Annotated in this window: 19 protein-coding genes; 11 read left to right on the plus strand and 8 right to left on the minus strand. The window is 74.8% G+C overall.

All coding sequences use genetic code 11. The annotated features are described in order from the left end of the window. Nucleotides 1-42 precede the first annotated feature (42 nt). From ABT345_RS08645 to ABT345_RS08675, 7 genes are read left to right on the plus strand one after another with little or no spacing between them, the layout of a single operon-like run. On the plus strand, nucleotides 43-1,239 hold the full coding sequence (locus tag ABT345_RS08645; protein ID WP_345087516.1) for an isochorismate synthase: 1,197 nt from the start codon (nucleotides 43-45) through the stop codon (nucleotides 1,237-1,239). Next, complete coding sequence (locus ABT345_RS08650; protein WP_345087518.1) at nucleotides 1,236-2,885, plus strand: (2,3-dihydroxybenzoyl)adenylate synthase; 1,650 nt, start codon at nucleotides 1,236-1,238, stop codon at nucleotides 2,883-2,885. Before ABT345_RS08645 ends, ABT345_RS08650 begins: the two co-directional genes overlap by 4 nt. 14 nt (nucleotides 2,886-2,899) lie before the next feature. After that, nucleotides 2,900-3,532: an isochorismatase family protein gene (locus ABT345_RS08655; protein ID WP_345087520.1), complete on the plus strand. Its 633-nt coding sequence runs from the start codon at nucleotides 2,900-2,902 to the stop codon at nucleotides 3,530-3,532. 3 nt (nucleotides 3,533-3,535) lie between these two features. Continuing rightward, nucleotides 3,536-3,763, plus strand: a complete 228-nt coding sequence (locus tag ABT345_RS08660; protein ID WP_345087522.1) for a phosphopantetheine-binding protein — start codon at nucleotides 3,536-3,538, stop codon at nucleotides 3,761-3,763. Beyond that, nucleotides 3,760-7,689 (plus strand): non-ribosomal peptide synthetase, encoded by a 3,930-nt coding sequence (locus tag ABT345_RS08665; protein WP_345087524.1) that lies wholly within the window; start codon nucleotides 3,760-3,762, stop codon nucleotides 7,687-7,689. The genes ABT345_RS08660 and ABT345_RS08665 overlap by 4 nt, the downstream gene beginning before the upstream one ends. After that, nucleotides 7,686-8,405 (plus strand): 4'-phosphopantetheinyl transferase family protein, encoded by a 720-nt coding sequence (locus ABT345_RS08670; protein WP_345087527.1) that lies wholly within the window; start codon nucleotides 7,686-7,688, stop codon nucleotides 8,403-8,405. Before ABT345_RS08665 ends, ABT345_RS08670 begins: the two co-directional genes overlap by 4 nt. Before the next feature lie 21 nt (nucleotides 8,406-8,426). Next, a complete protein-coding gene (locus ABT345_RS08675; RefSeq protein ID WP_345087529.1) occupies nucleotides 8,427-8,894 on the plus strand; it encodes a hypothetical protein in 468 nt (155 codons plus the stop codon). A 22-nt stretch (nucleotides 8,895-8,916) separates the two neighbouring features. Here ABT345_RS08675 and ABT345_RS08680 read toward each other — a convergent pair whose 3' ends face one another. Further along, nucleotides 8,917-9,378, minus strand: coding sequence for a nuclear transport factor 2 family protein (locus tag ABT345_RS08680; protein ID WP_345087531.1), 462 nt, complete (start codon nucleotides 9,376-9,378; stop codon nucleotides 8,917-8,919). 88 nt (nucleotides 9,379-9,466) lie between these two features. Between ABT345_RS08680 and ABT345_RS08685 the strand changes: the two genes are divergently transcribed. Then, entirely contained in the window at nucleotides 9,467-10,033 is a 567-nt protein-coding gene (locus ABT345_RS08685) for a TetR/AcrR family transcriptional regulator (RefSeq protein ID WP_345087533.1), read from the plus strand. A 14-nt stretch (nucleotides 10,034-10,047) separates the two neighbouring features. Here ABT345_RS08685 and ABT345_RS08690 read toward each other — a convergent pair whose 3' ends face one another. Continuing rightward, entirely contained in the window at nucleotides 10,048-11,268 is a 1,221-nt protein-coding gene (locus ABT345_RS08690; RefSeq protein WP_345087535.1) for a glycosyltransferase family 4 protein, read from the minus strand. Beyond that, nucleotides 11,265-11,924, minus strand: a complete 660-nt coding sequence (locus tag ABT345_RS08695) for a DedA family protein (protein WP_345087537.1) — start codon at nucleotides 11,922-11,924, stop codon at nucleotides 11,265-11,267. Before ABT345_RS08695 ends, ABT345_RS08690 begins: the two co-directional genes overlap by 4 nt. A 144-nt stretch (nucleotides 11,925-12,068) precedes the next feature. On the opposite strand from ABT345_RS08695, the gene ABT345_RS08700 reads away from it, so the two are divergent. Further along, nucleotides 12,069-12,446 (plus strand): BlaI/MecI/CopY family transcriptional regulator, encoded by a 378-nt coding sequence (locus tag ABT345_RS08700; RefSeq protein ID WP_345087540.1) that lies wholly within the window; start codon nucleotides 12,069-12,071, stop codon nucleotides 12,444-12,446. 123 nt (nucleotides 12,447-12,569) lie between these two features. On the opposite strand, the gene ABT345_RS08705 is transcribed toward ABT345_RS08700, so the two are convergent. Both ABT345_RS08705 and fes read right to left on the minus strand, forming a co-directional pair. Continuing rightward, nucleotides 12,570-13,025 (minus strand): DUF5946 family protein, encoded by a 456-nt coding sequence (locus ABT345_RS08705; protein WP_345087542.1) that lies wholly within the window; start codon nucleotides 13,023-13,025, stop codon nucleotides 12,570-12,572. 118 nt (nucleotides 13,026-13,143) lie between these two features. After that, entirely contained in the window at nucleotides 13,144-14,424 is a 1,281-nt protein-coding gene (gene fes / locus ABT345_RS08710) for an enterochelin esterase (RefSeq protein ID WP_345087544.1), read from the minus strand. Between the two features lie 267 nt (nucleotides 14,425-14,691). Here fes and ABT345_RS08715 point away from each other — a divergent pair, with 267 nt between their 5' ends. Then, nucleotides 14,692-15,789 carry a YncE family protein gene (locus ABT345_RS08715; protein WP_345087546.1) on the plus strand — a complete coding sequence of 366 codons (1,098 nt, stop codon included), beginning with the start codon at nucleotides 14,692-14,694 and terminating at the stop codon, nucleotides 15,787-15,789. 82 nt (nucleotides 15,790-15,871) lie between these two features. Here ABT345_RS08715 and ABT345_RS08720 read toward each other — a convergent pair whose 3' ends face one another. From ABT345_RS08720 to ABT345_RS08730, 3 genes are all read right to left on the minus strand, one after another. Next, a complete protein-coding gene (locus tag ABT345_RS08720; protein ID WP_345087548.1) occupies nucleotides 15,872-16,432 on the minus strand; it encodes a TetR/AcrR family transcriptional regulator in 561 nt (186 codons plus the stop codon). Then, nucleotides 16,429-17,880 (minus strand): MFS transporter, encoded by a 1,452-nt coding sequence (locus ABT345_RS08725; RefSeq protein ID WP_345087550.1) that lies wholly within the window; start codon nucleotides 17,878-17,880, stop codon nucleotides 16,429-16,431. The genes ABT345_RS08720 and ABT345_RS08725 overlap by 4 nt, the downstream gene beginning before the upstream one ends. A gap of 235 nt (nucleotides 17,881-18,115) precedes the next feature. Next, entirely contained in the window at nucleotides 18,116-18,988 is an 873-nt protein-coding gene (locus tag ABT345_RS08730; RefSeq protein WP_345087552.1) for a YceI family protein, read from the minus strand. Between the two features lie 406 nt (nucleotides 18,989-19,394). Between ABT345_RS08730 and ABT345_RS08735 the strand changes: the two genes are divergently transcribed. Then, the gene (locus ABT345_RS08735) at nucleotides 19,395-22,610 is read left to right on the plus strand and encodes a cytochrome P450 (RefSeq protein ID WP_345087554.1); all 3,216 of its coding nucleotides are present in this window, start codon (nucleotides 19,395-19,397) and stop codon (nucleotides 22,608-22,610) included. Nucleotides 22,611-22,622 lie beyond the last annotated feature (12 nt).

Genomic DNA, 22,622 nt, shown 5'->3' on the forward strand with positions numbered 1-22,622 from the left:
CGCACCGCTCCCCTCCTTGCTCCCCCCTTCCTGGAGACCGCCATGCCCGCTTCCCTGAGCGAACCCCGCACCGCGCCCGTGGTCACCCCGGGCGAGGCCACCGCCCTGCTCGACGCCTACCGCGCCGGCACGGACCGCTTCCTCGGCACGCCCCGCCACACCCTGCTGGGGCGCGGCACCCTCGCCGACGTCCCGCACGATTCCAGACCGGTGTATCAGCGGGTCCGCGAGACGCTGCGGGAGCGGCGCGCCGCGGGCACCCCGTCGCCGGTCGTGATCGGCGCGCTGCCGTTCGACCCGGACGGCCCGCCCGCGCTGGCCGTGCCCGCCTCCGTGGCCTGGGCGCCGCCGCTGCGCAAGGACCCGCTGGTCGCGCTGCCCGCCCCCGGCCCGGAGCGGGCCGCCGACTGGGAGATACGGGAGGTGCCGGAGCCCGCGGTGTACGGCGCGGCCGTCGCCGCCGCCGTCGCGCGGATGCGGGCCGGGGAGTTCGACAAGGTCGTCCTGGCCCGCACCGTCGAGCTGACCTCCCGTCATGAGCTGGATCTGCCCTCGATGGTGCAGCGGCTGGCCCGCCGTGACCCGTCCGGCTACACCTTCGCCGTCCCCAGCGGCCCCGGCCGCACCCTCGTCGGCGCCAGCCCCGAACTCCTTCTTTCCCGCACCGGCGGCCGGCTGACCGCCAACCCGCTGGCCGGCTCCGCGCCCCGCAGCGCCGACCTCGCCGAGGACGTACGGCGCGCCGCCGCACTGCTGGAATCCCCCAAGGACCTGCACGAACACGCCGTCGTGGTGGACGCGGTCCGCGCCGCGCTGGCGCCGTACTGCACCCGTCTGGAGGTGCCCGAGCGGCCCACGCTGGTGCGCACGGCGGCGATGTGGCACCTGTCGACGACCGTCACCGGCGAACTCGCCGACCCCGAGGTGTGCGCGCTGGAGCTGGCGTCCGCCCTCCACCCGACGCCCGCGGTGTGCGGCACCCCGACGCCGCTGGCGCGCGAGGTGATCGCCGCCGCCGAGCCGTTCGACCGGGGCCCGTACACCGGCATGGTCGGCTGGCAGAACGCGGACGGCGACGGCGAATGGGTCGTCACCATCCGCTGCGCCGAGGCCGAGGGCCGGGCGCTGCGGCTCTTCGCGGGCGCGGGGGTGGTCGCCGATTCCTCGCCGGAGGCGGAGACCGCCGAGACCGGCGCGAAGTTCCGTACCTTCCTCGGCGCCGTGGGAGCCGCCCTGTGACCGCCCCGCTCGCCACCACGCCCGGACTCGACGCGCCCACCTGGCCTGCCGAGTTCGCGGACCGCTACCGCGCGGCCGGCTACTGGCGCGGGGAGACCTTCGGCGCCGTGCTCCGCGACCGCGCCACAGCCCACCCCGACCGCACCGCCCTCATCGACCCGGCGCCCGAGCGCCGCACCTGGACCTACCGCGAGCTGGACGAGGCCGCCGACCGGATGGCCGCCGGGTTCGCCGCCCGCGGCATCGCCAAGGGCGACCGGGTCGTCGTCCAGCTCCCGAACGTCGGGGAGTTCCTGGTCGTCGTCTTCGCGCTGTTCCGCATCGGCGCGCTGCCGGTCTACGCGCTCCCGGCGCACCGCGACACGGAGATCACCTACTTCTGCACGTTCGCGGAGGCGGTCGCGTACGTCATCCCCGACCGGCACGCGGGCTACGACCACCGGGCGCTCGCCTCGCGGGTCAAGCAGCAGGCGCCGGCGCTGCGGCACGTCTTCGTCGCCGGGGAGCCGGGCGAGCACACCGCGCTCGCCGAGGTGCCGTGCGATCCGCCGGGACCGCTCGACGGGCCCGAGCCGCACGAGCTGGCCTTCCTCCAGCTGTCCGGCGGCACCACCGGCGTCCCCAAGCTCATCCCCCGCACCCACGACGACTACGGCTACTCGCTGTGGGGCTCCAACGAGATCTGCGGGGTGGACGAGGACACCCGCTTCCTCGTCGCGCTGCCCGCCGCGCACAACTTCCCGATGTCGTCGCCCGGTTGGCTGGGCGTGCTGTACGCGGGCGGCACGGTGGTGCTCTGTCCGCGGCCCGATCCGGCGACCGCGTTCCCGCTGATCGCTCAGGAGCGGATCACGATGACGGGGCTGGTGCCGCCGCTGGCGCTGGTGTGGACCGAGGCGGGCCCCGGCTCGGAGCACGATCTGTCCAGCCTGGAGCTGCTGCTGGTCGGCGGCGCGAAGTTCTCGGTGGCCGCGGCGCGGCGCCTGGAGCCGGCGCTGGGCTGCCGGCTGATGCAGGTCTTCGGCATGGCCGAGGGGCTGGTCAACTACACCCGGCTGGACGACGATCCGGAGACCGTGGTCACCACGCAGGGCCTGCCGATCTCCCCCGACGACGAGATCCGGATCGTGGACGACGCCGACGAGGACGTCCCCGACGGCGAGTTCGGCCATCTGCTGACCCGCGGCCCGTACACCATCCGCGGCTACTGGCGCGCCCCGCAGCACAACGCGCGGGCCTTCACCGCGGACGGCTTCTACCGCACCGGCGACATCGTGCGCCGCACCCCGACCGGGCATCTCGTCGTCGAGGGCCGGGCGAAGGACCAGATCAACCGGGGTGGCGAGAAGGTCGCGCCGGAGGAGATCGAGAACATCGTCCTGGGCCACCCGGCCGTCCACGACGTCTCCGTCGTCGCGGTCGCCGACGAGTATCTGGGCGAGCGGACGCTGGCGTACGTGATCCTGCGCGCGGGCGCCGAACCGCTGAAGCCGGTCGCGATCAAGCGGCACGTCCGGCAGGCGGGCGTCGCCGACTACAAGGTCCCCGATCTCGTGGAGTTCGTGGACGCCTTCCCGCAGACCGGGGTCGGCAAGGTCAGCAAGAACGGCCTGCGCTCCGCCGCGGCCCCCACCGAGCAGCACTGAAAGGCCCGTCCACCATGGCACTTCCCGCCATCGCCCCCTATCCGCTGCCGTCCCCCGAGGAGCTGCCCGAAAACCGGGTCGCCTGGACCGTCGACCCGGCGCGCGCCGTGGTCCTCGTCCACGACCTCCAGCAGCACTTCCTCGGCGCGTACCCGGCCGGTGAGCAGCCGCTGACCGGGATGCTCGGCAACACCGCCCGGCTGCTCGCCGCCTTCCGCGGGCGCAAGGTGCCCGTCGTCTACTCCGCCCAGCGCGGCGGGCAGACGCCCGAGGAGCGCGGTCTCCAGCTCGACTTCTGGGGCCCGGGCGTCGCCGACGACCCGGCGAAGCTCGCCGTCCCGGACCAGGTCGCCCCGGAGCCGGACGACACCGTCTTGACCAAGTGGAAGTACAGCGCCTTCGTCCGCACCGATCTGGAGCGGCGGATGCGCGAGGCCGGACGCGACCAGCTGGTGATCGTCGGGGTGTACGCGCACATCGGCGTGCTGATGACGGCGTGCGACGCCTGGATGCGCGACATCCGGGCGTTCGTCGTCGCCGACGCCGTCGCGGACTTCTCCCGCGCCGACCACGATATGGCCCTGCGCTGGGCCGCCGGCCGCTGCGCGGTCGTGACCTGCACCGACGACCTGCTCAAGGAGATCTGAGCGATGGCACTCACCCTGGAGACGATCCGCGCCGACGTCGCCGACGCCCTCGGCGAGGACCCGGCGGACATCCCCGTCGACGAGAACCTCCTCGACTACGGCCTGGACTCGGTCCGCATCATGGCGCTGCTGGAGCGCTGGCGCCGCGACCACGGCGTGGACGCGGGCTTCGCCGATCTCGCCGAGGCCCCCGCCATCGAGGCCTGGGCACCGCTGCTGGGGGTCGGATGACCACCCCGCTCACCATCGTCGCGCCCTCTCCTCCCGAGGACGGCGCCGAGGTCCAACTGCCGCTGACCGCGGCCCAGTCGGGCATGTGGTACGCGCAGGCCCTCGATCCGCTCAGCCCGGCGCAGAACACCGCGGAGTGCCTGGAGATCGCCGGGCCGCTCGACCCGGAGCTGTTCGCCGCCGCGCTGCGCCACGTCACCGCCGAGACCGACGCGCTGCGGGTGCGCGTCACCGACACCCCGGACGGGCCGCGGCAGCGCCTGCTGCCGGCGGTCGAACTCCCGCTGTCCGTGCACGATCTGCGCGGTGCGGCCGACGCGGACGCCGAGGCCGAGGCGTGGATGCGCGCCGATCTGGCGAAGCCGTGCGATCTGGCCGCCGGACCGCCGTTCCGGCACGCCCTCTTCCGCACCGGCGACGAGCGGTGGCTGTGGTACCAGCGCATCCACCATCTCGTCATGGACGGCTACGGCTACTCGCTGCTGGTGCGCCGCACCGCCGAGGTGTACTCCGCGCTGGCCCGGGGCGAGGAGCCGGGCCCGCGCGCCTTCGGGGCGCTCGCCGATCTCGTCGCGCAGGACGCGGAGTACCGCGGCTCCGAGGCGTACGCCGCCGACCGCGACCACTGGCGGACCGCGTTCGCCGACCGCCCGGAGGCGCCGCGGCTCGCCGGGCGCGGCGCGCTCCCCTCGCGCACCTTCCTGCGCACCACCGCGCACCTGTCCCCTGAGGCGACCGAGCGGCTGCGGGAGCTGGCCGCCGGACTCCGCGCGACCTGGCCGGACGTGCTCGTCGCCGCGCAGGCGCTGTACACCTCCCGCGCCTGCGACCGCGCGGACGTGGTCCTCGGCCTGCCGATGATGGGCCGGCTGGGCTCGGTGGCGCTGCGGGTGCCCGGGATGGTGATGAACGTGCTGCCGCTCCGGCTGACCGTCACCCCCGAGGCGACGTTCGCGCAGCTGGTGCGGCAGGTGGTGCTCGCCGTCCGCGAGGCCCGCCGCCACCAGCGCTACCGCTACGAGGACATCCGGCGCGATCTGGGGCTGCTCGGCGAGGCGCGCGGCCTGGTGGGGCCGCTGGTCAACGTCATGCCGTTCGACTACGGCGCCGAATTCGCGGGCGCCCCGGCGCGGGCCCGGAACCTCTCCGCCGGTCCCGTCGACGATCTGACCGTCAACGTCTACGACCGGGCCGACGGCCGTGGTCTCCGCATCGACCACGACGGCAATCCGGCGCTGTACGACGGTGATGCGCTCGCCGGGCATCAGGAACGGTTCCTGACCCTTCTGGAGCGGCTCGCCGCCACCGACCCGCAGCAGCCGCTCGCCGGCCACACCGTCGCCACGCCCGCCGAACACGCCCTGGTGATCGACGAGTTCAACCGCACCGGCCACCAGGTGCCGCCGACCACCCTGATCGGGCCGATCGAATCGCAGGCGGCCCGCACGCCGGACGCCACCGCGCTGGTCTTCGGCGACACGGCGCTGACGTACGGGCAGCTGAGCGCCCGCGCGAACCGGCTCGCCCGGCACCTCCAGGGCCTCGGCGCCGGGCCCAGCAAGCTGGTCGCGGTCTCCGTGCCGCGCTCGGTGGAGCTGGTGGTCGCGCTGCTGGCGGTCCTCAAGTCGGGCGCCGCGTATCTGCCGCTCGATCCGGACTACCCGGCGCAGCGGCTGACGTACATGCTCCAGGACGCCTCGCCGGTCTGCGCCCTCACCGACCGCGCCGGGCGGCTGCCGTCCGACGCGGGAACGCCGCTGGTCGCGCTGGACACCCTCGACGTCTCCGGGCACCTGCCGGTCAATCCGGCGCGGGCGCTCACCCCGTCGCACCCGGCGTACGTCATCTACACCTCCGGCTCGACCGGCCGCCCCAAGGGCGTGGTGGTGTCCCACCGGGCGATCGACAACCGGCTGCGGTGGATGCAGCACGCCTATCCGCTCGGCGCCGGGGACCGCGTCCTCCAGAAGACGCCGTCGTCGTTCGACGTGTCGGTGTGGGAGTTCTTCTGGCCGCTGCGCCAGGGCGCGGCGCTGGTCGTGGCGGAGCCCGGGGTGCACAAGGATCCGGTCCGGCTGGCCCGGCTGATCACCGAACGGTCGGTCACCACCTGCCATTTCGTCCCGTCGATGCTCCAGGTCTTCCTGGCGGCGCCGCAGGCGGCCGGCTGCACCGCGCTGCGGCAGGTCTTCGCCAGCGGCGAGGCGCTGCCCCGCGAGACGGCGACGCTCTTCGCCCGGACGCTGCCGGGCGCCGCGCTCCACAACCTCTACGGGCCGACGGAAGCCGCCGTCGACGTCTCGTACCACGCCTGTGCGGCGGACGGCGACGGTCCGGTGCCGATCGGGCGGCCGGTGTGGAACACCCGGCTGTACGTCCTGGACGCGGCGCGGCAGCCCTGCCCGCCCGGCGTTCCCGGTGAACTCTTCCTGGCCGGCCGGCAGTTGGCCGACGGATATCTGAACCGTCCGGAGCTGACCGCGGAGCGCTTCACCGCCGACCCGTTCGGGGCGCCGGGCGAGCGGATGTACCGCACCGGCGATCTGGCGCGCTGGACGGCGGCGGGCGAGGTGGAGTACCTCGGCCGCACCGATCACCAGGTCAAACTCCGCGGCCAGCGCATCGAACTGGGCGAGATCGAGGCGGCGCTCACCGCCCGGACCGGCGTGGACGGCGCCTGTGCGCTGGTCCGCGAGGACGGCGCGGGCGAGCAGCGGCTGATCGGCTATGTGACCGGCGGCGCGGATCCGGCCACCGTCCGGGCGGAGCTGGCGGCGGCGCTGCCGGAGCACATGGTTCCGGCGGCGGTCGTCGCGCTCGACGCGTTCCCGCTGACCCCGAACGGCAAGCTGGACCGGGCGGCGCTGCCCGCGCCGGTGTTCGGCGGCAGCGGCGCGGCCCGCCGCCCGGCGAGCGCGCAGGAGGCGGCGGTGACCCGGCTGTTCGCCGAGGTCCTGGGCGTGGCGGACGCCGGGCCCGACGACGCCTTCTTCGACCTCGGCGGCACCTCGCTGCTGGCGGTGCGGCTGGTGGCGCGGGTCCGGGAGGAGTGCGGCGCGGAGCTGACCATCGGTTCGCTCTTCGAGGCGCCGACCCCGGCGGCCCTCGCCGCCCGGCTGGCGACGGCGGCACCCGCCGCGGGCGACGCGCTCGACGTCGTCCTGCCGCTGCGCACCGAGGGCGAGAGGCCCCCGCTGTTCGCCTTCCACCCGGCGGGCGGCCTGTCCTGGTGCTACGCGGGCCTGTCCGCGCGGCTCGGCCCGGACCAGCCGCTGTACGGCATCCAGGCGCGCGGACTGCTCGACGACGGGCCGCTCCCGCCGGACCTGGAGACCCAGGCCGCCGGATACGTCCGCGAGCTGCGGGCCGTCCAGCCGCACGGCCCGTACCGGCTGCTGGGCTGGTCGGTCGGCGGGATCCTCGCGCACACCGTGGCGGTGCTGCTCCAGGAGGCGGGCGAGGAGGTCGAACTGCTGGCGCTGCTGGACGCGTTCCCGGCCGAGCAGTGGCGCGAGCGGCCCGCGCCGGAGGAGGGCGACGCGCTCACCGCGGTGCTGCGGATGGCCGGTTTCGACCGGACGGACGAGCGCGGTCGCGAGGACGTGCTGGCGACGCTGCGGAGGGCGGGCAGCCCGCTCGCCGGCCTGGGCGATCACACGCTCTCCCGGATCGTCGACATCGTGCCGCACCACGCCCGGATGATGCGCGCCCACCGCCACCGCCGCTTCGACGGTGACGTGGTGTTCTTCACCGCGGCGGCGCCGCGCGCGGAGGACTGGCTGACCCGCGAGGCCTGGCGCCCGCACGTCCGTGGCCGGATCGTCAACCACGATCTGGACTGCACCCACCCGCAGTTGATGCGGGAGACGCAACTGGACGCGATCGCCGCCGTGCTCGCCCCGCGCCTGACGGGCACCCCCGGATGACGCCCGCGGGCCCCGCGCCGGACCTCGCACGGGCGGGCGGCCCCGGTCCCCGCGCCGCGGAGTTGGCGCGGGGCCCGTGGCTGCGTCTCGTCACGGCGCAGGCGCACGATGCGGACGCCGCGGCGCTGCTGGACGCACGGGAGCGGCGCCGGGCCGCGGCGCTGCGCCGCCCGGCCGACCGTGTGCTGTACGTCGCCGTCCACGCGGAGCTGCGCCGGGTGCTGGGCGGGCTGCTGGGCATGGCGCCGGAGGCGGTGGAGCTGGTCCGGCTGGCGTGTCCGGGGTGCGGCGGTCCGCACGGGCGGCCGGCGGTGGCGGGCGGGGCGGTGCACTTCTCGCTCGCGCACGGCGACGGCCTGGCGCTGCTGGGCCTGGCGTCCGCGCCGATCGGCGTCGATGTGGAGCGCGTCCCCGCGGCCCGGGTGGCGGCCGATGCGTCGGCCGCCCTGCACCCGGCCGAGCGGGCGGAGTTGGCACGGCTGGCCGAGCACGCCCGCCCGGCCGCCTTCGCCCGCTGCTGGACGCGGAAGGAGGCCTACCTCAAGGCGACCGGCGAGGGCCTGTCCGGCGCCGCGCTGCACGGCCGCCACCTGGGCTGCGGCCCGCGCCCGGCACAGGTCCCGGGCTTCACGCTCACCGATGTCCCGGTCCCCGGCGGCTGGGCGGCGGCCTGCGCGGTACAGGACCCGGCTGCGCCGGGACGGCGGTCCGTATGACGCCTCCGTAGACTCGCGTTCATGCGGACGGGACGGCGGGGCGGAGCGGTGGGGGCGGTCGCGCGGCTGTGGGCGGCCGGGGAGATGCCGTTCGGCGACGCGCTCCACCGGGCGGACGGCACCGGCCTGGCGGTGCATGCCGAGGGTCCCGGGCGCTACCACCCGGACGCCGGGCAGCCGATCCCGTTCCGCCTCGGCGGGCCGGTCGAGGTGGCCCGTCTGATCGAGGAGTACGGCACCTGCGAGGCCGACCCGTACTTCGAGAGCGCGCTGCCGGACGGCTCGGGATGGCTGTGCGGCGGTGGCAGCGGCATGGGCAACGTCGGCCATCTCGCCCGGCTCGACGCCGGCCGCTCGCTGCGGTGGGTGATCGTGATGGAGCGCTCCAACCCGTTCGTGGGCGTGCGCCACGAGGGCACGGTCGCCGTCTGCCGCAACGACTGGGGAAACCTGCTCCGCCTCGACCTGGCCGACCCCGCTCTCGCCTGACGCCGCCGCCCGCTCCCGGGCGCTACCGGACCGGCAGGTCGATCCCGTGCTCCGCCTCGGGCCGCGGGCCGTGAATGCGCCGGTCGGCCTCGGTGATGGCGAGGTCGTTGATGCTCGCCTCGCGGCGTCGCATCAGGCCGTGCGCGTCGAACTCCCACTGCTCGTTGCCGTAACTGCGCCACCATTGGCCCTGCGGGTCGCGGCACTCGTACTGGAAGCGGACGGCGATCCGGTTCCCGTGGAACGACCAGAGGCTCTTGCGCAGCGCGTAGTCGAGTTCGCGCTCCCACTTGCGCGTCAGAAAGGCGACGATCTCCGCGCGGCCGGTGAGGAACGTGTCCCGGTTCCGCCACACCGAGTCCGGGGTGTAGGCCTGCGCCACCCGGTGGGGGTCGCGGGTGTTCCAGGCGTCCTCGGCGGCCTGGACCTTCCGCAGGGCGGTCTCCTGCGTGAACGGCGGGCGGGGCGGGCGGTCTTCCGGCACTGCGGCCTCCTCAAGGTGAAGAACGATCGTTCTCCATCGGCGGGAGCTAAGGTAGAGAACGCTCGTTCTCAACGTCAAGGAGCCCCGGATGCCCGCGCCGATCACCGAGGAACGCAGCCGCCGGGACCGCGAAGCGCTTCTCGACGCGGCCGAAGGGCTCTTCTACGCGCGCGGCATCCGGGCGGTCGGCATGGCCGAGGTCCGCGCCGCGTCCGGTCTGCCGCTGAACCGGATCTACCGGTTCTTCACGGCGAAGGAGGACCTCGTCGTCGCCGTACTCAGGCGCCGTGACCAGCGGTGGCGGGGAAGTCTGGCCGACCGCGTGGAGCGGGTTCGCGACCCTCGCCTGCGGGTGCTCGCGGTCTTCGACTGGCTCGCCGAGTGGTGCGCCGAGCCCGGATTCCGCGGCTGCGCCTGGATCAACGCCCACGGCGAACTCGGCGCGTCGTCCGAGGCGATACGGGCCGAGGTCCGGTCGCACAAGCAGGCGTTCCACGACCAGATCGCCCAGTGGGTGCGCGCCACCGGGCTGCCGGTGACCGAACCGGTCTTCCTCCTCGCCGAGGGCGCCATCGTGACGGCCGGCATCAGCGGCGACCCGGCCCCGGCCCGCCACGCCCGCGCGGCCGTCGCCACGCTGCTCGGCACGGAGTGATCCCCCAAGGGGTGTCAGCCGCGCAGGCGGCGCAGCGCCCGGCCCGCGCCGGTCCGCCAGCGGGCCGTGCGGCGCCGCCAGGCACGGGAGCGCCGGGTGCCGGCCAGCGCGGTGAACAACTCCTCGTAGGCGCGGGCCACCTGAGCGGGGTCGTAGCGCTCGGCCGCGGTGCGGGCCGCGGCCCGGCCCATCGTGCGGCGGGCCGCCTCATCGGCGATCAGCTCGCCCAGGGCGGCGGCCAGCGCCGCCTTGTCCCCGACGGGGGTCAGACGGCCGTCGACGCCGTCGGTGATGATCTCGGCGGGGCCGAGCGGGCAGTCGGTGGAGACGACCGGGGTGCCGCAGCGCATCGCCTCGACCAGCGTCATGCCGAACGATTCGGCGTCGGAGGCGGAGGCGACGATCGACGCCTTCACGAACTCGCCCTCGATCGGGGAGACCGGCCCCATCAGCTCCGCGCGGCCCCGCAGCCCCTGCTCCTCGATCAGTCGCCGAAGGCGTTCGCGGTCGGCGCCCGTGCCGTAGATCCGCAGCCGCCAGTCGGGGTGCGCGGCGGCGAGGGGCGCGAAGGCCTCGATGAGCAGGTCGAACCGTTTGGCGCGGACCAGGCGTCCGGCGGCGGCGATCACCGGGGCGCGCTCGCCGTCCAGGGGCAGGCCGGGGTCCGGCACGCTGTTGGGCACGGCCAGCACCGGTACGCCCGGCAGCCGCATCTTCCGCCGGTAGACGGCGGCGTCGGCCTCGGTCGTGGTGACCACCGCGTCCAGGTCGCGGTAGTGGCGGGCCAGTTGGGTGCGCAGCTTCTTGGTGTGGGTGTCGTGCGTGAGGTGTTCCTGCGCGATCCGCAGCGCGCCGGGCGGGCCGAAGCGGGCCAGGTAGACGTTGATGCCGGGCCGGGTGCCGATGAGTACGTCCGCGTCGCTGGTGCGCAGATACTCCTGCGCCCGCACATCGGTCAGGACGCTGTACTGCTTGTGGCGCCGCTCGGCGCCCGGGAAGACCTCGGCGGGCCGGCGCAGCCGCGGGTCGGCGGCGTCGCCCGCGTCCTCGCGCAGGTCGACGAGGGGGACGATCCGCACCCGCGGGTCGACGGCGAACCGGGGCCGGGCGCGGTGGCGCAGCATCGACACGACGGTCACCTCGTGCCGCTCCGCGAGCGCGGCGGCCAGGTTGAGCGTGGTGCGGATCGTGCCGCCGATGCCGTACACGTTGTGGATCAGGAACGTGATCTTCATTCGGTGGTCTCCCGGGACGGCCCGGCCGGCGCCGCGGCCCGGCGCCGGGCACGCAGCAGCTCCCTCGCGAGAGGCAGCAGCGAGACGGCGACGATCGCGGCGATCAAGGGGAGGAGGTAGTGGTCGACATCGGGGACGGTGGCGCCGAGCGCGTACCCGGCGAGGACCAGCCCCGCCGTCCACACCAGACCGCCGGTGACCTGCCACAGCGCGAAGGTGCGGGCGGGCACGCGGACCACTCCGGCGAGCGGGTTGAGCACGGTGCGCACGACGGGGAGGAAGCGGGCCAGGACGACGGCCTTGCCGTGACCGTAGCGGGTGAGCAGGTCCTCGGCGCGCGCCACGCCCTCGGTCAGATGCCGGTTCCCGGTCCGCCGCAGCAGGGCTCCGCCGGCGCGGCGGCCGATCCAGTAGCCGGTCTGGGCGCCGAGCAGCGCCCCGGCCGCGGCGGCGAGCAGCACGCCGGTGAGCGGCAGGTGCACGCCCTTGCCCGCCGTGCCGGAGGCCAGCAGCCCGGCGGTGAACAGCAGCGAGTCCCCGGGCAGGAAGAAGCCGATCAGCAGTCCGGTCTCGGCGAACATGACCAGGAAGACGCCTGCGGTGCCGAACGCGGTCAGCAGGGAGGCGGCGTCCAGCGGGTTGAGGGCCAACGGCACCGCGGATCCTTTCCGGCCGCGCGTCCGTGCCCGGACAGGCTTCTGCCGGGGCGTGAGCGCATGGCACACTGAGGCACACCAACTTTTACACCGGTGTGGAACTTCTACACGACTGTAGAAGATGACGGAAGGAAGACCAAACCCATGGGCTCCCAGATGCCGGACGGCGGCCCCAAGCAGCCCAACGGCGCACGCGAGGCCCAGATCCTCGCCCTGCTCCAGGAGGCCGGCGCCGCGCTGACGCCGGGCGAGGTCACCGAACGCCTCGGCGGCGAGCTGACCTACAGCAGCGTCGTGACGATCCTCACCCGTATGCACACCAAGCAGCTGCTCACCCGCGCCCGCCACGGGCGCGCCTTCGCCTACGCCCCGGTGACCGACGACGCCGGCTTCGCCGCCCGCCGGATGCGCACCGTGCTGGACGAGCGCCCCGACCGGCAGGCCGTCCTCGCCCGCTTCGCCGGCGAGCTCTCCCGCTCCGACGCCGACCTGCTGCGCCAGCTCCTCGACCTCGACCGGTAGGAGCGGGCCGCACCGCGCGCCGCGCCGTCCGCCTCCCCCGGCCGGCACCGCTCGGCCCCGGCGCCGTCGCCGCGGCGGGATCATCGGCCGGGAGCGAGCGCGGACCGGCCCCCGGCCCGTCGCTCAGCCGTTGTCGCCCCACGCCTCCAGCGTCGCCGCGGCCCAGTCCCGGACGCGTTCCGGGAATCCGTGGGCGGGGAACGAGCCGTCGACGGCGACGTCCCGGATCGTGACGGCGAAGCCGGACCGCGGGGCGTCGCGGTGCGGCCGGGCCGCCTCCCGGGCGGCCGGTGCGGGCCCGCCCTGCACCCGGTGGGAGTTGCCGCGGCGGGCCCGGCCCGCGAGCCGGTTCACCTCGTCGAGGCCGCCGTCGAGGTAGGCGCGCAGCATCTCCCGCGCCCGCGCACCGCCGTCGGCGGGCAGCCGGCCGGGGTGCTGGAGCAGATGGCAGGAGACGGAGACGCCGTGCAGCGGACCCCACGGCTCCTGCCGTCCGTGGTCCAGCGCGAGCAGCACCTGGAACAGCTCGTCACAGGATTGCGGCTCCGGCGGCGCACCGCACTCCGCGCAGGGCTCCATGACATCTCCTCGGCCTCGGGGGCGCGGCGGGCCCGCCGCGGAGGTCATCATGCGGACGGAACCCGGCGGAAGGGAAACGGAATTCGCCCCGCCGGCGCCCGGCGCCCGGCTCGCCGCCCTATGCGTGCGGCCCGTCCGCCGCCTCGCGCCCGTCGGCGAGCAATTCCACGATTCCGTCGGCGAGTTCGCTGCGCCAGCACAGGTAGTCGTGGCCGCCGTTGAACTCCCGGTAGGTGGCGTCGTCGTATCCGGCGGCGGCGAGCGCATCGCGCAGCCGGCGGGCGGCGGGCAGCGCCACCCACTCCTGGGCGCCGGAGGAGAGCCGGAAGCGGACCGGCAGCCGGGGCATCGCGGCGAGGCGGCCGGTGAGCCATTCCGCGTCCGGTCCGACCGGCCACCAGAACGACCCGGACTGGGAGAGGACGTTGCCGAACCGATGCGGCGCGAGGAGCGCCGCGTACGCCGCGGTCAGTCCGCCCAGGCTCTGTCCGGCGATCACCGTACGGGCCGGGTCGGCGGTGAGCGGGAGCCGGCCGGCGGCCCACGGCAGCAGTTCCTCGTCGAGGAAGGCGACGAACTCCGGGCGGCAGGCCAGCTCCCGCCAGCGGGTTTCGGCGTCGACGGATTCCGGGAGGAGGGCGGCGACGGGCGGGATGCGGCCGTCGGCGATGAGGTTGTCGAGGAGGTGCGCGAGGCCGAGCCGGGGCTCCCAGTGCTCCCCGTCGAGCAGCACCAGGACCGGCAGTCCGGCGTCCGGCGCGGTGTGCGGCGGGCGGTAGAGCCGGACCCGGCGGGCGCCGCCGAGGCGGGCGCTCGGCACGTCGTGCACGGTGACGGCACCCCGGGCGACGCCGGGCCGCGCCTCCCACTCCGCATCCCGCGGCGCGCCGGGCAGCCGCGCGCAGGAAACCCCGGGGCCGCTCCAACGACCGGGCAGCGTATGGGAGTTGAAGGGATCGGGGTGGCGCCGGGTGCGCAGCCAGGGGCCGTAGCCGGCGTCGTCCGGCGCGGGCCCGTCGCCCTCGTCGACGCAGAACTCGTAGGTGCCGTACCAGTCGCGGCGCAGCCGGAGCGTCCAGTGCCAGACGTCGGTGCCGGGCAGGCGCTCCATCAGGTTCGCGCCGGGGTCGCGGGGGTCGGTGAGTTTGTTGGGCAGCACCTGGACGGCGCAGGTGGCGGGGGTGCCGCGCCACAGGAAGGTGACGGCGGCGTGGTCCGTGTCGCCCTCCGGGTCGGGCCCGATGAGCGGGGTGCCGGTGCGTGCCGCCGCGGCCCAGAACTCCGCGGTGCGGTCCGGTGCGGGCAGGACGGGGCCGGTGGCGATCCTCGGCAGCGGCTGCGGACGGGCGACGCGGGGCGGGTGGTGGGCGGTGCCCTCGGGCGGCGCGGACGCGAGCATGCGGCGGAACTCCGGTGACGGGGGCGGGCGGCCGTGCGGCCGCACACCCGGGCGGACTTCCGGGGCGCCACTCGGACACCCCAGACACTTAGGGTCACCTTACCTTCGCCGCCGCGCCACACCCACGGGAGGCCACCCCGAGTCCGCCTGTGACGCGAGCCACACCCACCCCTGGTCAAAAGTTAGGTAAGCCTAAGCTAATTTATTGCCAGCTCGCTTCTCCGCGAACACCCCAAAAGGCATCCCTGCCAAGGAGACTGACGCCGCATGTCCGCACTGCCCCTCCGCATCCGCCGGCTCGCCGCCACCGCCGTGGCCCTCGCCGCGGGCTCCACGCTCACCCTCACCGGCGCCGCCCACGCCGCACCCCAGGCGCCCGCCGCCCACTCGGTGGCCGCCGCCCACTCGGTGGCCGCCGCCAAAGCGGCGCCCGTCACGGCGGCTCCGCTGGTCAAGGGCCTTTACCAGTCCGCGTACTCCGAGCGGAACCACGTCCTGTGGGCGACCGCCGCGGTGGGCCGCCCGCCGGTGACCCAGTCCGCGCTGGTGAAGGTGGACCCGCGCACGATGACGGTCCGCGCCTCCTACGCACCGCCCGTCACCGACCAGGCCACCGGCGCCGTCGAGGCGGTCTACGGCATCGACGTGGACGACCGGCACAACACCGTCTGGACCACCAACACCCGCGACAACTCCGTCGCCGTCTACAGCCAGCGCACCGGCAAGCACCTCGCCACCCTGCCCGGCGTCAACCACGCCCGCGAGGTCGTCGTCGACGAACGCCACCACACCGCATGGGCCAGCGGCTTCGGCGACGGCACGCTCGTCGCGTTCGACACCCGCACCTACAAGGAGAAGAAGCGCGTCACCGTCGAGGGCGCCGGTCCCACCGGACTCGCCGTCAACGAACGCACCGGCACCGCCTACGCCACCGATCTGAACGGCAGCCGGATCATCGAGGCGGCGCCCGGCGCGAAGCAGCCGCGGCTGATCCCCACCGGCGAGGGCCCGATCTCGCTCGCCCTCTCCCGCGACGGCCGCACCGCCTACACCGCCGACCAGAAGGCCGGCACGGTCTCCGTCGTCGATCTGCGCAAGGGCGCCGTGGTGCGGACCGTGCCGACCGGCGAGGGCACCCTCGCCGTCGCGAGCGACCCGCGCACCGGCGCCGTCGCGGTCGCCAACCGCGCCGCGGCCACCGTCTCCTTCCTCGACCCCCGCAAGGGCACCGTCGTCCGGACCGTGACCACCGGCGCCAACCCGAACCACATCGAGATCGCCCGCAACGCCGCCTACGTCGTCGACAAGTCGGGCACCGGCCCGCAGGGCGAGGACCAGCTCAACCGGATCCGCCTCACCCGCTGAACCACTCCCCCATGCGCCGCGGCCCCGGCGCCTGCCCCCGCGGGCGGGCACCGGGGCCGCGGCGCGTCCGCGCCCGGGGCCGCTATCCGCCGCCCTGCAGCGTCTCCTGGAGCAGCGCCGCCAGATCGTCCGACGCCACCTCGCCCAACTCCTCGAACGCACCGGAGCGGCGGCCCAGCACGATGCCGATGACGGCGGCGACCACGATCTCGGCGCGCAGCCGGGGCTGCGCCCGGCCCTCCGCCGTGAACCGGCGGTGCAGCGGTTCCACCAGCCGGTCGTGCAGCGCGGCGCGGGCCGCCTCGTGCGCCGCCGGGTCGCTCAGCGGCTGGACGCCGACCTGGAGGATGGGGACGAGCCCCCGGCGGGCGGCGCCTTCGAGGACCTGCCGCAGGCGCTCCGGGGCGAGGAGGTCGCTGACCGGTGCGTCGCCGCGTTCGGCCTCGACGGCGGCGAGGTAGAGCTGGGTCTTGCCGCCGAAGTACCGGGCGATGAGCGCCGGGTCGACGCCCGCGCGGCGGCCGATGTCGCGGGTGGTGGTGCGGTCGAAGCCGCGTTCCGAGAAGAGTTCGCTCGCCGCGCGCAGCAGCGCCTCGCGACTGCGCGCGGAATCCCTGCGGCGCGCCTCCTGAGTGCCGGTCACCGCCGTGCCTCCACATCCTTGCGCCCCGCGGGCTCACCCTCCACCGCCGCCACCTTATGCGCCGCGGCGGCCGGCGCCGTCCTCGGGGAACCGGATGTCGCCCGCCCGGACCCGCCGCGGACCAGCAGATATCCGGCGAGGGCGGTGACCACCCAAAACCCGCAGCCGACGAGACCGGCCGCCCGGTAGCCGCTCGCGGCGGGCAGCCCGCCGGTGCCGGGGTGGCCCGCGAGCACCGCCGCGGTCAGCGCGCTGCCGGCGGAGTAACCGATGTACTTCACGACCTGGTTGAAGCTCAGCGCGCTGCTGGTCTCGTGCGCCGGGACCGCGCCCACGATCAGCGCGGGCATCACGGACACCGTCACCCCGGCGCCCAGACCGATGAGCCCCATGGCGACGAACGCCTCCCACAGCCCGCCCCGCACCCAGGTGAACAGCGCCGTGCCGGCCAGGCAGATCAGACAGCCCAGCGGCAGCATCCGGCCCGGGGAGACGGAGCGCGAGGCGAGCCGCACCAGCCGGCCGGAGACCATGCTGGCCACCGAGAACGGCGTGAGGATCAGCCCGGCGATCACCACCGAGGCGCCGAAGCCGTACCCCGCCGAGCGGGGCGTCTGCACGTACTGCGGCACCATCGACAGCATCACGTACATCCCGATGCCGGAGAGCACCGCGGTGAGGTCGGCGGCGAGCACCGGCCGGTCGCGGACCAGGCGGACGTCGACGAGCGGATGCTCGGTGCGCAGTTCGTGCACCACCCACCAGGCGAGCAGCACCACGGCCGCCCCGGCCAGGGCGATCAGCCGCGGTGAGGTCCAGCCCCAGCGCCCGCCCGCGGTGGCGCTGAGGAGCAGCCCGGCCATGCCGGCGGCCAGCAGCAGCGCCCCGGTGACGTCCAGCGGGTGCTTCGGCCGGGGCGGCGACGCCGGAAGGACCACGGCCAGGGCGGCCAGCGCGAGCGCCGAGGCGAGGGCGGCGAACCAGAATCCGGCGTGCAGGCCCAGATACCGGGCGAGGACGCCGGTGAGCGGGTAGCCGAGGCCCACGCCGGCGGCGGCGGTCAGCGAGAGGGTCGCGACCGTGTGCCGGGCCTTCACCGCGGGCAGCGCGTCACGGGCGGTGGCCATGGTCAGCGGGGTGAGCGCGATGCCGACGCCCTGCAGCGCCCGCCCCGTGAGCAGCCCGGCGAAGCCCGTCGGCAGCGCCGCCAGCAGACTGCCGACGAGCGTCAGCACCAGCCCGCCGAGGATCACCCGGCGCCGGTGCGGCCCGTCCCCCAGCCGCCCCATCAGCGGGGTGACGACCGCGCCGACCAGCATCGTCACCGTCAGGGACCACTGGGCCAGCTCCAGGGAGACATGGTCGACCCGGGCGATGGTCGGGATCAGCGGCGCGCCCAGGCTGCTGATGATCGCCACCAGCATCCCGACCGACACCAGCACGGGCACCAGGGCCCGTTCCTTCCATGGGGCCCTTGTCCGGTCAGGTTCCACGGCCGGCTCCTCCTGTTCGGCTACGCACGATGTCAGCGATTGATGTCATCGTACGATGACATGTGCGATTCCGGCCCGCCCGGGCCCCGGAGTGAGGCGGGACACGAGGTGCGGGGACGCGAAAAGGGCGGCGGCGCACGGGGAGAACCGTGCGCCGCCGCCCTGAGCGGTGTCGTGCGTCAGCCGGCCGTCACTCGGGACGGATCGCCTGGATGTCCAGCTCCACGCGGATCGTCGCGCCGATCGCGGCGATGCCCTTGGCCAGCATCGTGTGCCAGTCGAGGGTGAAGTCGTCGCGGTGCAGTTCGGTGACGGACTGGCAGGCGGTGCGGGTCTCGCCCGCGATGCCGGTGCCGATCCCGAGGTAGCGGGTGTCGAGCTGCACGGTGCGGCTGACGCCGTGCAGCTGCAGCACGCCCTGCACCGCCCAGCGGGCGCCGCCCTTGTGCACGAACCGCTCGCCGGCGAAGTGCAGATACGGGAACCGCACCACGTCCAGGAACTCCGCCGACCGCAGATGCTCGTCCCGCATCCGTACGCCGGTGTCGATGCTCGCCGCCTCGATGGCCACCTCGACCCGCGAGTCCTCCATCCGCTCGCCGACCCACAGCCCGCCCTCGAAGCGGTTGAACCGGCCGTGGATCTGGGCGAGCCCGATGTGCCGGGCGGTGAAGCGGATGGCGCTGTGGTCGGGGTCGATCTTCCACTGCCCGGCGGCGGGCAGCGGCGGCGCCGGGGCGGGCTCCAGGGCGATCGGGCGCGGCGCGGTCCGGCCGCCCGCCGCCACCTCGACCTCGCACCGCTCGGGCCGGTACCCGTCGGAGGTCACCACGAGCCGGTACGCACCGGGCCGCAGCGTGACCGTCAGCCGTCCGTTGGGATCGGTCCGTCCCTGCGTGACCTCCTGGCCGCCGAGATTGCGGACCGAGACCGAAACCCCCGGCATCGGCAGTCCGACGGGGTCGTCCACCCGCAGGTCCAACGCACCCGCCCCGCCGGGAAGCGGCGAGGGAGGGGTGTGCGGCATTCGGTCGCGCAGACGGCTGAGGAAGGCGAGAGGCATGGCAGGAGGGGGCCCATCGGTTGTGCGGCACGGCAAGGGGGACGGAGCGGAACACGGGAACGCACAAATAGTGCGTATTCCCTCCTCTTCCCCTTCTATCCTTTCATTGCCGCCGCGGCGAAATACCCCCGAGCCGCCATGAGCCGCCCAATGGTGACCTTTCTCGCACCTCGTCACCGACGGGATCCTTATACCCCGTTCCGCCGTCCCGGTCCCCCGCAACTCCCCCGTCGTCCCTCTCCCACACCCCAGGCGATTCCGCAACCCCCTTGCCCCTCACGGCACTACACGAACGTGCACCGCGATGGCCGTCCGCGGCGCGCGCAACGGCCAGGCTGGAGAGGACCGCTGGAACCGGCCCGCGGGCCGTTCCGGTCTCCCTGCTCACGGAAGGCGGTTCGCCTCAATGTCCGCGACTGTGCTCCCCTCGCACCCCGACGACCTCGGCGGCGTCCCCGTCGTCGACGTCTCGCACACCCCGGCCCGCACCCCCCTGCTGCGGACCATGGCCCTGGCCCGGCAGCACGGTCCGGTCTTCGTCCAGCGGCAGCACGGCCGGGACACCCTGTTCGTGAGCAGCCTGGACCTGGTCACCGAGCTGTCCGACGAGCGGCGCTTCGGCAAGGCGATCGGACCGGCGCTGGAGAACGTCCGGGAGTTCACCCACGACGGGCTCTTCACCGCGTACCACGACGAGCCCAACTGGGCCAAGGCGCACGACATCCTGATGCCCGCCTTCGCGCTCGGCTCGATGCGCACCTACCACCCGGTGATGCTGCGGGTCGCCCGCCGGCTGATCGGCGCCTGGGACCGCCGCTGCGCGGACGGGACCCCCGTCGATGTGCCCGACGACATGACCCGGATGACCCTGGACACCATCGGACTGGCCGGATTCGGCTTCGACTTCGGTTCCTTCGACCGGGACGAGCCGCATCCCTTCGTCGGGGCGCTGGTGCGCTGCCTGCACTGGGCGATGACGAAGCTCAGCCGCGATCCGGAGCTGGACCACACCGCCACCGACGCGGCGTTCCGCGCCGACGCCGCCTATCTGGCATCCGTGGTGGACGAGGTCATCGCGGCACGCACCGCACCCGGCGCGCCGGCGCCCGACGGCGACGACCTGCTGGGGCTGATGCTCGGCGCCACCCACCCCTCGGACGGCACCACCCTCGACCTGGCCAACATCCGCGACCAGGTCATCACCTTCCTCATCGCCGGGCACGAAACCACCTCGGGCACCCTGTCCTTCGCGCTGTACAACCTGCTCAAGCACCCGTCCGCGCTCCAGCTGGTGCAGCGTGAGGTGGACGAGCTGTGGGGCGACGCGTCCGACCCGGAGCCTGCGTTCGAGGACATCGGGCGGCTGCACCACACCCGCCGGGCGCTCAACGAGACGCTGCGGATGTTCCCGCCCGCCCCCGGCTTCTCCCGCCGGGCGCTCGTCGACACCGAGCTGGGCGGCGTACCGATGCGGGCCGGGCAGTGGGCGACGGTGCTGACGCCGATGCTCCACCGGGACCCGGCCTGGGGCGACAACCCCGAGCTGTTTGACCCCTCGCGCTTCACCCCGGAGGCGGAGGCGGCCCGCTCCCCGCACGCCTTCAAGCCGTTCGGCACCGGTGAACGCGCCTGCATCGGGCGGCAGTTCGCCCTGCACGAGGCGACGATGATGCTCGCCATGCTCGTCCACCGCTACCGGCTCATCGACCACGCCGGCTACACGATGGACCTCAAGCAGGCCCTCACCATCAAGCCGGACGGCTTCACCCTCGGCCTCGCCCCGCGCACCCCGGCCGACCGGGCCGCGCACCGCGCCGCACCGCCCGCCGCCGCGCACGAGGCGACGGCACCGGCCGACGACGGCGCCCGGCCCACCCGGGTGCGGCAGGGCACCGGGATCCTGCTGCTGCACGGCTCCAACTACGGGACCTGCCGCGACCTCGCCGCCCGGCTGTCCGACGCTGCCGAGGAAACCGGCTGCACCACCACGGTCGCCCCGCTCGACGCCTTCACCGGCGCCCTGCCCACCGACCGGCCCGTCGTCATCGCCGCCGCCTCGTACAACGGCCGCCCCACGGACGACGCGGCCGAGTTCGTCCACTGGCTGGAGAACGCCGGGCCGGGCGCCGCCGAGGGGGTCACCTTCGCCGTCCTCGGCGTCGGCGACCGCAACTGGTCCGCCACCTACCAGCGCGTCCCCACCCTCATCGACGACCGGCTGGCCGCCCTCGGCGGCACCCGGCTGCTGGCGCGCGCGGAGGCGGACGCCTCGGGCGATCTGAACGGCGCGGTCACCGCGTTCACCGGCGCCCTGCGCACCGCCCTGCTCACCGGGTACGGCGACCCCGAAAGCGCCGGCACCGCCCCCGCCGACGTGCCGCAGGGCCCCGCCTACACCGTCACCGAGATCACCGGCGGACCGCTGGACGCGCTCGCCGCCCGGCACGGCATGGCCGCGATGACGGTCACCGAGACCGGCAGCCTCACCCACCCCGACCACCCGCGCGCCAAGCGGTACGTCCGCCTGGCGCTGCCCGACGGGCAGACCTACCGCACCGCGGACCATCTGACGGTGCTCCCGGCCAACGACCCGGAGCTGGTCGAGCGGGCCGTCCGGATCCTGCGGGTAAACCCGGACGCCGCCTTGCAGATCACCGCCCACCGCCCGCGCCGCGACGGCCTCGCGCCCGACCGGCCGGTCACCTCCCGCCAACTCCTCACCCATTACGTGGAGTTGCAGGACCGCCCGACCGCCGGACAGCTGACGCTCCTCGCCGGGCTCAACCCCTGCCCGCCCGAGCGGAAGGCCCTGGCGGCGCTGGCCGAGGACGAGGAGGCGCGCGCCGCCGACCACCGCGGACTGCTGGACGTCATCGAGGACAGCCCGGCGCTGGCGGCGGAGCTGACCTGGCCGGTGCTGCTGGAGCTGCTGACGCCGATCCGGCCGCGCCACTACTCCGTCTCGTCCTCGCCGACCGGCGACCCGCACCACGTCGACCTGATGGTCTCGCTGCTCCAGGCGCCCGCCCGCTCGGGCCGGGGCACCTACCGCGGCACCGGCTCGGGCCATCTGCACTCCGTGCGCCCCGGCGACACCGTGTACGCGCGGATCCAGCCGTGCCGGGAGGACTTCCGGATCCGGCACTCCGCGGACACCCCGCTGATCATGGTCGCGGCCGGGACCGGTCTGGCCCCGTTCCGCGGGGCCGTCGCCGACCGCCTCGCCCTCGCCGCGGACGGCGCCGCGCTCGCCCCCGCGCTCTGCTACTTCGGCTGCGACGCCCCCGACGCCGACTACCTGCACTCCCGGGAGCTGCGCGCCGCCGAACTGGCCGGAGCGGTCCGCATGCGCCCGGTCTTCAGCGCCGCGCCCGAGAGCGGCCACCGCTTCGTCCAGCACCGCATCGCCGCCGAGTCCGACGAGATCTGGCAGCTGCTCGAAGCCGGGGCCCGGGTCTACGTCTGCGGCGACGGCGCCCGGATGGCCCCGGGCGTCCGCGACGCCTTCCGCGCCCTCCATCGCGCCCACACCCCCGGCGCGGACGACGCCGACGCCGCCGCCTGGCTCGGCACACTGATCGCCGACGGCCGGTACGTCGAGGACGTCTACGCGGCCGCCTGAGCCGCTCCGCCC

This window comes from Streptomyces sp. NPDC000404 (genome assembly GCF_040300365.1).
GTDB lineage: Bacteria > Actinomycetota > Actinomycetes > Streptomycetales > Streptomycetaceae > Streptomyces > Streptomyces ramulosus.